Raw genomic sequence first — 11358 nt, 5'->3', positions numbered from 1 at the left:
AGGACCTGAAGCGCACCTTTGTGATCGTCGATGTCGACCGGATCGGGGATGTGACCCTGCAACAGCTCGGCGACTATATCGCCATGGTCGCCCTGGCCCAGATCGACCCGGAGGCCGACACCTCCGGCTATGCGACCATCCTGAACCTGTTCGACGAGCCGGCCTATGCGCCCGGTCTGACGCAGTGGGACAAGGCCTATCTGAAGGGCCTTTATGACGCCCAGCGCACCCGTGCCAGCGTCGGCGCCGCCCGCGCCGAGGTCGTCTCCTCGATCATCCGGGTTCGCCAGGGCATGACGAACGAGGAAGACGGCGCGCAGTAACTGAAAGCAGGACTCCAATGCTGATCTCTACCCTGTTCTCCGCCCTCCTGCTGGCCGCACCGGTCCAGGCAAGCGTCCCGCAAGCCCAGGAGCCTTCGTCGGTCCCGGCGACCGACCTTGAAGACATCGTCGTCGAGGGTCGTCGTCTGGAGGAGGTGACCCAGGACTTCGTCCGGGAGGTCGGGGCCCCGGCCGGCGGTCGCGGCCTGGCCCGCTGGCGCAATGGGGTCTGCGTCGGCGTGGCGAACCTTCAGAACGACGCGGCCCAGTATATCGCCGACCGGGTATCGACCGTGGCACAGGATCTGGGTCTTCGGGTCGGTGACCCCGGTTGTGAGCCGTCGATCCTGGTCGTGGCGACCCAGGACGCCAATGCCTTCACGCCTCAGTTCGTGGCCTCTCGCCCTCGACTGTTCATCGTCGGCGGAACAGGTATGGATCGCGGACGCAACGCGTTGCAACGGTTCGAGACCAACGACCAGCCCGTCCGCTGGTGGAACGTCAGCGTCCCCGTCGATGGCGACACGGGCCAGATTGCGGTGCGCCTGCCGGGCTCGGTCAATGGCGGTGCCGATAATGGCGATGCCAACAACGTCATGCTGTTCGCGCCGAACATCGACGTCCGTGCGGCGTCCAGACTAAGCACCCAGATCGTGGACGACACAAAACGCACCTTCGTCATCGTCGACGTGACGAAGATCGGCGCGATCTCGCTGGCCCAGCTGGCCGACTATATCGCCCTGGTGTCGATGGCCCAGGTCGATCCGGAGGCCGACACCTCCGGCTATGCGACGATCCTGAACGTATTCGACGACCCGACCCAGACCGAGGGCCTGACCAACTGGGACAAGGCCTATCTGCAAGGCCTCTATGACGCGACCCGCACCCGCAAGAGCCAGGGTGCCAGCCGAACCGAGATCGTCGCCTCCATCATCGGTGCCCACCACGATCTGGCCAGGGCGGCCAATCAAGATACAGCGCAGTAGTTGAGCACGGCCGCCGGGAGCCCGTCATGTTGATCGCCGCCATCCTCAGTGCCGTCCTGTCCGCCACGCCTGAATCCGCGATCCAGGACGTCTCACCTCGCCCGGTCCCGTCTACGCCGACCGTGGATGCCGTTGACCTCGGCGAGCTGACTGTCACGGGACGCACTCTAGAGACGGCGACACGCGAGTTCGTGCGCGAGGTCGGGGCACCGTCCCGTAATCGGGGTCTGGCGCGGTGGCGCGGCGCGATCTGCGTCGACGTGCTCAATCTTCAGGCCCCGGCGGCCCGGTTCATCGTGGAGCGGGTGTCCGAGACGGCGCGAACCGTGGGGCTGACGCCCGGCGGCGCAGGCTGCACGCCCAATGTCATCATCGTCGCCACCGAAGACGCCGCCGTCTTTACCCCGCAGTTCGTCGCCATGCGCCCCCGCCTGTTCCGCGTCGGCGGGGCCGGCATGGATCAGGGTGCAGCCGCTCTGCGCCGGTTTCAGGCGACCGACCGGCCGGTGCGCTGGTGGACCGTGACCCTGCCGGTCGATGAGATGGGCCGGAACGCCGTTCGTATTCCCGGCTATTGCAGCGGGTCGTGCCTGCTGCCGTCGGACATGGCACCGGGCGTGAAGACGCTGGGGTCGCGACTGTCGTCGCCGACCGAGGATGATATCGAGCGGGTCTTCATCATCGTCGATGTGGATCAGGTCGCCGCACTGTCGGCACATCAGCTGGCCGATTATCTGGCCATGGTGACCCTGGCCCAGGTCGATGCCGACGCCGACACCGGCGGCTATGCCACGATCCTGAACGTCTTCGATGATCCCGAAGGCGTCGCCGGCCTGACCCAGTGGGACGAGGCCTATCTGAAGGGGCTGTATCAGGCGCAGCGGATGTCGGTGAACCAAAGGGCCAGCGCCAGCGAGATTGCGGGCTCGATCGTCCGTGCAAGGCGGGCGATGGACGTGGCAACGCAGGACTGAACAAACGTCCGCTACCCGACCTTCGCCATACGGAACAACGGTGATCCGCACCGGTTGAACACGTCCGCCCTCCCCGGCGTAACCGCTTGTTTCACTGTGAAAACCGTCAAGGAATGCCGCGCCGCCATCAGCGACCTCATTGCGGAGGCCGTGCCCGAAGATGACGCGGCGCGTCGCGAAGGGTTGCTGACGCTGGCCGACGGCTGGATCGGCCTGATCGAGCGGCGCGAGGCGATCGACGAGCCGGGGCCGCGGTGCGCGCTGGACGACCCCGAGGCCTGAACCCCGACTTCAGCCCTTGTCGCGCATCAGCCGGGCCTTGTCGCGCGCCCAGTCGCGGTCGGCGGAGGCCTCGCGCTTGTCGTGCAGCTTCTTGCCCTTGGCCAGGGCGATCTCGAGCTTGGCCTTGCCGTCGTCGTTCAGATACAGGCGCAAGGGGATGATGGTCTGGCCGTCCTTCTGGACCGCACCGATGAGCCGATCGATCTGCTTTCTGTGCAGCAGCAGTTTCCGCGGCCGGCGCGGCTCGTGATTGAAACGGTTGGCCTGGGCGTAGGGCGGGATGTCGGCGTTGATCAGGACGATTTCGCGGCCTTCTACCGCCGCATAGCTTTCGGCGATATTGGCGCGGCCCATGCGCAGGGCCTTGATCTCGGTGCCCAGCAGCATGATCCCGGCCTCGAGGTTGTCCTCCAGGAAATAGTCGAAGCGGGCGCGGCGGTTCTCGGCGATCAGCTTGGCCTTGGTGATCGGGGCCTTGGTCGCTGCCGCCGCCTTTTCCCTGGTCGTGGCCATCAGCCCAGCCCGGCGGCGTCGAGGGCCGCGTCGATGGCCGGCTTGACCGCATCGCTGGTCGGCACCAGCGGCAGGCGGATTTCCTCGCTGCAGAGGCCCAGCTTGGCCAGCGCATATTTGGCCGGTGCCGGCGAGGCGTCGAGGAACAGGGCCTTGTGCAGGCCGATCAGCCGATCCTGCCAGGACCGCGCCGCCGTGTAGTCGCCGGCGACCACGGCGTTGTACAGGGCGACCATGGCCTCCGGCGCGACGTTGGAGGTGACAGAAATCACCCCGACCCCGCCATGCGCCGCATAGCCCAGGAAGCTGGGGTCATCGCCGCTGATCAGGTCGAACTGGACACCGGGCTGGCCTCCGATCGTGGCGTGCATCCAGCTGACCCGGCCCATGTCGGCGGTCGCATCCTTGATGCCGACGATGTTCGGATGAGCCGCCAGCCGCGCGACGGTCTCGTTCGACATGTCCACGCCGGTCCGGCCGGGCACATTGTAGAGCACGATCGGCAACTGGACCGCATCGGCCACCGCCTCGAAATGCGCCGCCAGACCCGCCTGGGACGGCCGGTTGTAGTATGGGGTGACGACCAGGGTGCCGTCCGCGCCGACCGTCTTGGCATGGCGGACCAGGTCGATGGCCTTGTCGGTGGCGGTCGAACCCGCGCCGGCCATGACACGAATCCGTCCACGGACGATCTCCACCGTGCGCGCGACGACGTGTTTCGCCTCGTCCAGGGTCAGGCTGGCGCTCTCGCCGGTGGTGCCCATCGGCACGATGCCGTGGACGCCTGCGGCGATCTGGCGCTCGATCAGGCGTTCCAGCGCGGCATCGTCCACGTTTCCGTCACGAAGAGGTGTGATCAGGGCGGTGATCACGCCCTTGAACAAAGGGGCGGTCATAGAAACAGTCTACCTGCGTGGGAAATGGGCGGCGGGCGCCCGTGACAGGCGGTAGAGGGTAGGTGGTGGGCCCAAAGCCTGCAACCGGGTTGAATGGGGTTTGTACGAACGATGCTGGCGACGACGATTGCGGCCGCTCTGGCGGTCCTGGCTCCCCCTGTGGAATCCCTGCTGCCGCAGTCGACGGCGGAACTGAACGGTGCCCAGCCCTACAGCCAGGTCTCGACCGCCACCTATCAACCGCGCGTGCTCAACGATTCGGACACGATCGCCTTTCGTCGCGGCCTGACGCTGGCGCGGTCTCGCGACGTTGTCGGCACCCAGGACGCCATCAGCCGCATCGGCGACCCGACCGCGAGGAAGCTGGTCGAATGGGCCCTGGTCGATACCTCGGCCCCTCCGAGGTCCTACGCCGAACTGTCGCGCGACCAGCGGGCCCTGAACGGCTGGCCCCGGGTCGAGGCGCGGCGCAGCGCCGGCGAGATCGCGCTGGACCGCGCCGGCGGTTCGCCCGACGCCGTGTTCGCCTTCTTCGGCTCCAGCCAGCCGACGACGGTGCAGGGTGCGATCGCTCTGGCCTGGGCACTGGACCAGTCCGGCCGTACGTCAGAGGCACAATCCCTGATCCGCGACTGGTGGCGGACCCGGTCGTTCGAGGCCCCCGAACAGACCCGCATCCTGGGCCAGTGGAGCGGCTGGCTGAGCACCGCCGACCACGACGCCCGCCTGTCGATGCTTCTGCTTGGGCCGCACGGTCCGGCGACACGGGCCATGGTCAATCTGGCCTCACCCGAAAAGGCCGCCGTGGCCAATACGGTGATGGCGCTGCGTTCGGCCTACAGCCCCGATTCCATGGTGGCCAACCTGTCCGCGTCCCAGGCGACGGACCCGGCGGTGGCGCTTGAGCGGGTCCGTATCCTGAGGTCCCAGGACCGCCAGCGCGAGGCCTATTCGATCCTGCGCTACCTGCCGCCCGCGCCCTCGCACAAGGAGGGCCAGGACACGCTGTGGAGCGAGCGCCGCAACTATTTCCTCGACGCCTATCAGGACAGAAATTATCAGGCCGCCTATGACGCCATGGCCGGGCACGGCTTCCCGTCGGGCGATCGCAAGGTCGACGCGGAGTTCTTTGCCGGCTGGGTCGCCCTGACCAAGCTCAACGACCCGGCTCGCGCCGCCCGCCATTTCGAGACCCTGCGCACCGTGTCGTCCACGCCGATCACCCAGGGGCGCGCCATGTACTGGCTGGGTCGCGCCGCCGAAGCCCAGGGCGATCAGGCCGGTGCCCAGCAGGCCTACCGCAACGGGGCCCAGCATATCCAGACCTTCTATGGCCAGCTCGCCGCCGAGAAGGCCGGGATGACGACCCTGACCCTGCCCGCCGACCCCCGCCCGACCTCTGCCGACGCTGCGGCCTTCGAGGGCAATGAGGTGGTGCGGGCCCTGCGCATCCTGGGCGAGACGGGCGAGACCAGCCTGCTGCGGGTCTTCGCCTATCACCTGGACGATACCCTGCCGAACCCGACCGATCTGGCCCTGCTGATGGATACCATGCGCGGCTATGGCGACGGCTTCGGGGCCATGATGGTCGGACGCGCGGCCAGCCAGCGCGGCATCCTGTTGCCCGAACGCCAGTACCCCTTGCGCACCCCGCCCCAGGTTTCGGGCGCGGCCCCGCTGCCCTTCACCCTGGCCATCACGCGCCAGGAATCCAGCTTCGATCCCCGCGCCCGGTCGGGTGCCGATGCGCGCGGCATGATGCAGTTCCTGCCGGCCACTGCCTCGGGCGTCGCACGGCGTCTGGGCATGAGCTATTCGGCCGAGCGGCTGTGGGACGCCGACTACAACATGACCCTGGGCAGCTATCACCTGGGCGAGCTGATGGGGAATTTCGGTGGGTCAATGCTGATGACCGCCGTCGGCTATAACGCCGGCCCCGGTCGTGCGCCCCAGTGGGTGGCCCGTTGCGGCGATCCGCGCGGCAGCGTCGAGGCCGCCATCAACTACATCGAATGCGCGCCGTTCACGGAGACGCGCAACTACATGATGCGGGTGATGGAGAACCTGTCGGTCTACAAGGCGCGGCTGAACGGCGGCTCGGCCCCCCTGACCCTGTCGTCGGACATCTCGCGCGGGACGCCTCCGGGACCGACCGCCTATCAGGCCTACAGCGGCAACTGACGGGCTCGCGCGATCAGGCCTTCAGCAGACCCCGGATCAGGGCGTCGATCATGCCGTCGCTGAGGGCGCGCGTGTCGCCCCAGTCGAAATAGGGCTTGGTGATGATCAGCGAGACGATGCCGTGCGTGCCCGCCCAGAACAGTCGCGCCGCGGCGGCCGCGTCGTCACCGCGCAGCCGTCCGGTGGCCTTGATCTCTTCCAGCACGACCTGGAAGGATCGGAACAGCTCGGGGCCCTGGGTCTCGGCGGCGTTCTGGGCACCGCTTCGCGCCTCGATCGGGCGCGTCAGGTAGATCAGACGATAGGCGTTGGGCTGGGCGAAACCGAAGGCGACATAGCCCTGAAGCATCGCGCGCAGCCGGGCCTGGGGGTCCGGTTCATCCGTCGTGATCCGTCGGTTGGCGGCCAGCAGTTCTTCGAAGGCCTGGCGGCAGATGTCCTGGAGGATCTCGCCCTTGTCGGCGAAATGCATGTAGAGGGCGGTCGAGGACAGGCCGACCTCGTCGGCGATCTTGCGGATCGTCGCGCCCTCATAGCCATGCTCGACGAAGATTCGCTCGGCCGCGGCCAGGATTTCGGCACGCCGGGAATGCCCCTCGCCCTTGGGTTTGCGACCGGACCGCACGGGACCTTGCGGCGAGGATGAAACGAGGACGCTCAAACGCGACACTCCTGTGAACCTTGGGTTTGAATAGCGCCATTGGCAGGCGTTCGCCAATGGGTTGCCCAAGTCTGATCGGGTCACTAGCGTTTTCGTGATGCCGAGGGATTTCGCGCCGCCGAAGATCGAACGGACTGCGCCCGTCCGGATCGGCGCCCGTCGCCGGGGTATGACCATCGGTCAGGCGATCGTTACCTGCGGTCTGATCGGGGCGTTCACGGTTTCAGCGATCCGCGCGCCGGCGGCGTCATTCGCCATACTTCTGTTCGCGTTGCAGACCGGATTTCTGATCCTCGCGGCATGGCGCATCTATCTGATTACCGGGAGCGGCTATCGTCCGTCGGACGAGGTGCTGGATCTGGAGGCAGCAGACAGGCTGCCGCGCTACACCATCCTCGCGGCCCTGCATGACGAGGCCGAGGTGGTCGGCCAGTTGATCGAACGTCTGGCCGAGATCGACTATCCGCCCGACAGGATCGAGGCCTTCCTGTTGCTGGAAGCGCATGACCTCGAGACCCTCGACGCGACACAGGCCGTCGAGCGCCCGGAATGGCTCAAGATCAAGGTCGTGCCGCCCGGCCGGCCCCTGACCAAGCCGCGTGCGCTCAACCATGGCCTGGCCCACGCCACGGGAGACCTGCTGGTCATCTATGACGCGGAGGACGACCCGGACCCGTTTCAACTGCGCGAGGCCGCCGCCCGGTTCGCGGCCGACAAGACCGAGGCCTACGCCTGTTTGCAATCGCCGCTGCGTATCCGACGCCGCAACGATCGACGCGCCTCGCCCTTTCTCGACCGCCAGTTCGCGGTCGAGTATGCTGCCTTGTTCGAGGTCAAATTGCCGGCGATGGCGCGGCTCGGACTTCCGTTTCCGCTCGGTGGCACCAGCAATCATTTCCGCATCGGGCCGCTGCGCGAGGTCGGCGGCTGGGACGCCTGGAACGTCACCGAGGATGCCGACCTGGGGTTCGAGCTGTGGCGGCGCGGCTGGCGGCTGGGCGTACTCAACCGCCCGACCTATGAGACCCCGCCGGGCGACCTCGACAACTGGCTGCCGCAACGGGTGCGCTGGCTGAAGGGCTATATGCAGACCTGGGGCGTCCATACGCGCGATCTGCGGACGCTCGGCCTGAGGGGCCTGTTCGCCATGTCGATGACGATCGGCGCAGGGCTGGTCTCGGCGGCGGCCCAGGCCGTTGCGCTGGCCTGGGTGCTGGCCTGGGTACTGGTGTCGGTCACCGCAGGCCTGCCGCCGGCACCGCCGCTGTTCTCCATGAGCGTGCTGGTCCTGGCCCTGGCCGCAGCCTGGCTGCAATGCGCGATCGGAGCCTATCGAGGACGCGTGCCCTATGGGCCGTGGGACATGATCGCGGCGCCTGCATACTGGTCACTGCTGACCCTGGCCTTCGCCCACGCCCTGTGGCGGCTGATCCGAGAGCCTTTTGCCTGGGACAAGACCACCCATCATCGCGACGAGGATGCGCAGCCCGCTGTGATCGTCTAAGCAGCGCCGATGCCTCCCGTCCTGTCGAAAACGCCCGAAACCCTGCTGACCACCGGATGGTCGGACTACGCCCTGCTCGACAGCGGCCATGGCAGGAAGCTGGAGCGGTACGGACGCCACACGGTCGTGCGGCCGGAGCCCCAGTGCTTCTGGACGCCGCGCGATCCGGCGGCGTTCGACAACGCCAACGCCGTGTTCGATCCTCAACAGGAAGAGGAGGACGCCGGGCGCTGGCGCTTCGACCGGCACGGGCCGATAGATTCCTTTCCTCTGAGCTGGGGGCAGACCCGGTTCACCGGGCGGTTCACACCGTTCCGGCACCTGGCCTTTTTCCCGGAGCAGGCGGCGAACTGGGCCTGGCTGGACGCTCGACTTCGCACTCTCGACAAGCCGCGCGTGTTGAACCTGTTCGGCTATACCGGCGTGGCGTCACTGGCCTGTCTCGCCGCCGGGGCCGAGGTGACGCACGTCGATGCGTCCAAGAAGTCCGTCGCCTGGGCGCGCGAGAACGCCGAGATGTCGGGCCTGGCCGACCGGCCCGTCCGCTGGATCGTCGAGGATGCCCGCAAATACGTCGCCCGCGAGGTCCGGCGCGGCGTGAAATACCAGGGCATCATCCTGGACCCGCCGAAATACGGACGCGGGCCAACCGGCGAGGTGTGGCGGCTGTTCGAGGACATGCCCGCCCTGCTCAAGGACTGCGCGGCCCTGCTGGCCGACGACGCGTCCTTCCTGTTGCTGAATGCCTATGCCGCGCGGGTGTCGGGCCTGTCGCTGGCCCATCTTATGGCCGAGGCGACTGCGGATCGCGGGGGACGCATCGACTGGGGCGAACTGGCACTGTCCGAGGACGGGGCGGAAGGTCGGGCGATCGGTCTGAGCTTCTTCGCGCGGTGGTCGGCATGAGCGACGAACGGATCATCACCTCCCTGACCAACGACACGGTCAAGGCCGTCCGCGCCCTGCATATGCGCAAGGAACGCGAGGCGACCGGCCTGTTCCTGGCCGAGGGGCTGAAGTTCATCGGCGAGGCCCTGGATCAGGGTCGCGCGCCCCGCACCCTGCTGGTGGGGATGGAGGCACGGCCGCATCCGCTGCTGGACCGCGCGAAAGCAGAGACCGTCCGCGCAGGCGGGGACGTCGTCACCGTCACCCACCCGATCCTGGAAAAGATCAGCCGGCGCGACAATCCCCAGACGGTGCTGGGCGTCTTCGAACAGGCCTATACCCCGATCTCGGCGATCACGCCGGGCTCCGCGCCCTGCTGGATCGCGCTGGAACAGGTTCGCGATCCCGGCAATCTGGGGACCATCATCCGCACCGCAGACGCGGCGGGATGCGGTGGCGTGATCCTGATCGGCGACTGCGTCGATCCCTATTCGGTCGAGGCGGTCAGGGCCACGATGGGATCGGTCTTCGCGGTTTCGATCTCCAGGGTGTCGGTCGCCGAGTTCCTGGCCTGGCGTCACACCTGGCCGGGCAGCGTGATCGGCACCCGCCTGGATGGATCGGTGAACTACCGTGAGGCAGCGCTCCATTCGCCCGCCCTGATCCTGATGGGCAACGAACAGGCCGGATTGACCGACGAACTGGCCGCCGCCTGCGACGTCAACGTCAAGATTCCCATGCGCGGCCGGGCCGACAGCCTGAACCTGGCCATCGCGACGGGCATCATGGCCTATGCGGTCACGGACGCCCTCAGTCCTCGACCTTAAGCCGTCCCATCCCGATCAGGGCCAGCAGGGTCACCACCGAGGCCGCCGCCAGATACAGTCCCACCGACGGCAGGCCCACGTTCTTGGCCAGCCAGGTCGCCGCGAACGGCGCGACCGAGGCCCCCACGATCCCCGCCAGATTGAACGCCATCGACGCGCCCGTGTAGCGCACCGCCGTCCGGAATGGCCGCGCCATGGCGGCGCTCAGCGGTCCATAGGTCGCCCCCATCAGGGCGAACCCGAGCGAAAAGAAGATCAGAAGGCCCGTAAGCCCGCCGGAGAACAGGGGCGCCAGAACAAGGCCGAACAGGCCGATCCCGATCGAGGCGACGCCCAGCACCTTGAGCTGACCCCATTTGTCGGCCGCCAGCGCCGAGATCGGGATGAAGGCCCCGAAGAACAGCACGCCGATCAGCTGGATCGGCAGGATCTCCTGACGGGTGAAGCCCATCGACGAGGTCGCCCAGCTGAGCGCGAAGACGGTCATCAGGTAGAACAGCAAAAAGGTCGTCGTCGCCCCCAGCGTGCCCAGGATCAGCGCCGCCTTGTATTTGGCCAGCAGGGTCAGAATCGGTGCCTTGACCCGCTCGGCGCGCTCGATGACGCGGCTGAACTCGGGCGTCTCGGTGATCCGCAACCGCACCCACAGGCCCACGAACACCAGTACCGAAGACGCCAGGAACGGCAGACGCCAGCCCCAGGCCAGGAAGTCGTCCTCGGCCATGAAGCCGGTCAGGATCAGGAACGATCCGGTCGAGAGGATGAAGCCGATCGGCGCGCCCAGTTGCGGGAACATGCCGAACCAGGCCTTGCGTCCCGGCGGCGCGTTCTCGGTCGCCAGCAGCACAGCCCCGCCCCATTCGCCGCCCAGTCCGAACCCCTGACCGAACCGGCAAAGCGCCAGCAAAAGCGGCGCGATGATGCCTGCCGCCTGATAGGTCGGCAGCAGGCCGATGGCGATGGTCGACAGCCCCATGGTCATCAAGGCCGCCACCAGCGTCGCCTTGCGCCCCACCCGATCCCCGAAATGGCCGAAGACGACGGCACCGACCGGTCTGGCGAAAAACGCGAGCCCGAACGTCGCGAACGACTGCAGCTGCGCCGTCGTCGCGTCCTCGCCGGGAAAGAACAACGCCGGAAACACCAGCACCGCCGCCGTCGCATAGATGTAGAAGTCGAAGAACTCGATCGTCGTCCCGATCAGGCTGGCGAACAGCACGCGCCGCGTCGAGGCCGGGCTGGGTGCCGTCAGGAGATGGGTGTCGGTCAAGGCGTCGCTTCCTTAAATCAGGCCAGCGATTGAGCCGGAGAGCCGCGAAAGGT

The 11358-nt window shown here is 67.4% G+C and carries 11 protein-coding genes and 1 pseudogene; 8 read left to right on the top strand and 4 right to left on the bottom strand.

Annotated features, from left to right (window positions below):
• From ACILQR_RS02165 to ACILQR_RS02150, 4 genes and pseudogenes are all read left to right on the top strand, one after another.
• Nucleotides 1–323 (top strand): annotated as a pseudogene (locus ACILQR_RS02165) (hypothetical protein); the annotation flags it as partial.
• Between the two features lie 17 nt (nucleotides 324–340).
• Nucleotides 341–1309, top strand: a complete 969-nt coding sequence (locus ACILQR_RS02160) for a hypothetical protein (protein ID WP_395649876.1) — start codon at nucleotides 341–343, stop codon at nucleotides 1307–1309.
• Nucleotides 1310–1335: 26 nt separating this feature from the next.
• A complete protein-coding gene (locus ACILQR_RS02155; protein WP_395649875.1) occupies nucleotides 1336–2283 on the top strand; it encodes a hypothetical protein in 948 nt (315 codons plus the stop codon).
• A gap of 54 nt (nucleotides 2284–2337) precedes the next feature.
• A complete protein-coding gene (locus tag ACILQR_RS02150; protein WP_395649874.1) occupies nucleotides 2338–2565 on the top strand; it encodes a hypothetical protein in 228 nt (75 codons plus the stop codon).
• A gap of 9 nt (nucleotides 2566–2574) precedes the next feature.
• Here ACILQR_RS02150 and smpB read toward each other — a convergent pair whose 3' ends face one another.
• Nucleotides 2575–3078: an SsrA-binding protein SmpB gene (gene smpB / locus ACILQR_RS02145; RefSeq protein WP_395649873.1), complete on the bottom strand. Its 504-nt coding sequence runs from the start codon at nucleotides 3076–3078 to the stop codon at nucleotides 2575–2577.
• Nucleotides 3078–3974, bottom strand: a complete 897-nt coding sequence (gene dapA, locus ACILQR_RS02140; protein WP_395649872.1) for a 4-hydroxy-tetrahydrodipicolinate synthase — start codon at nucleotides 3972–3974, stop codon at nucleotides 3078–3080. Before dapA ends, smpB begins: the two co-directional genes overlap by 1 nt.
• Before the next feature lie 93 nt (nucleotides 3975–4067).
• On the opposite strand from dapA, the gene ACILQR_RS02135 reads away from it, so the two are divergent.
• Nucleotides 4068–6155: a transglycosylase SLT domain-containing protein gene (locus ACILQR_RS02135; RefSeq protein ID WP_395649871.1), complete on the top strand. Its 2088-nt coding sequence runs from the start codon at nucleotides 4068–4070 to the stop codon at nucleotides 6153–6155.
• A 13-nt stretch (nucleotides 6156–6168) separates the two neighbouring features.
• On the opposite strand, the gene ACILQR_RS02130 is transcribed toward ACILQR_RS02135, so the two are convergent.
• On the bottom strand, nucleotides 6169–6825 hold the full coding sequence (locus tag ACILQR_RS02130; protein ID WP_395649870.1) for a TetR/AcrR family transcriptional regulator: 657 nt from the start codon (nucleotides 6823–6825) through the stop codon (nucleotides 6169–6171).
• Nucleotides 6826–6913: 88 nt separating this feature from the next.
• Here ACILQR_RS02130 and ACILQR_RS02125 point away from each other — a divergent pair, with 88 nt between their 5' ends.
• The 3 genes from ACILQR_RS02125 to ACILQR_RS02115 are packed head-to-tail and all read left to right on the top strand — an operon-like array spanning nucleotide 6914 to nucleotide 10035.
• Nucleotides 6914–8320: a glycosyltransferase gene (locus ACILQR_RS02125; RefSeq protein WP_395649869.1), complete on the top strand. Its 1407-nt coding sequence runs from the start codon at nucleotides 6914–6916 to the stop codon at nucleotides 8318–8320.
• A gap of 9 nt (nucleotides 8321–8329) precedes the next feature.
• Nucleotides 8330–9226 carry a class I SAM-dependent methyltransferase gene (locus ACILQR_RS02120; RefSeq protein ID WP_395649868.1) on the top strand — a complete coding sequence of 299 codons (897 nt, stop codon included), beginning with the start codon at nucleotides 8330–8332 and terminating at the stop codon, nucleotides 9224–9226.
• On the top strand, nucleotides 9223–10035 hold the full coding sequence (locus tag ACILQR_RS02115; protein WP_395649867.1) for a TrmH family RNA methyltransferase: 813 nt from the start codon (nucleotides 9223–9225) through the stop codon (nucleotides 10033–10035). Before ACILQR_RS02120 ends, ACILQR_RS02115 begins: the two co-directional genes overlap by 4 nt.
• On the opposite strand, the gene ACILQR_RS02110 is transcribed toward ACILQR_RS02115, so the two are convergent.
• Nucleotides 10019–11305, bottom strand: a complete 1287-nt coding sequence (locus ACILQR_RS02110) for an MFS transporter (protein WP_395649866.1) — start codon at nucleotides 11303–11305, stop codon at nucleotides 10019–10021. The genes ACILQR_RS02115 and ACILQR_RS02110 overlap by 17 nt on opposite strands.
• Nucleotides 11306–11358: the final 53 nt, after the last annotated feature.

This window comes from Brevundimonas sp. (assembly GCF_044239655.1).
In the GTDB taxonomy this organism is placed as follows: domain Bacteria; phylum Pseudomonadota; class Alphaproteobacteria; order Caulobacterales; family Caulobacteraceae; genus Brevundimonas.
Note: the sequence above shows the minus strand (reverse complement) of the source record. Positions and strands in the feature narration are given on the sequence as shown.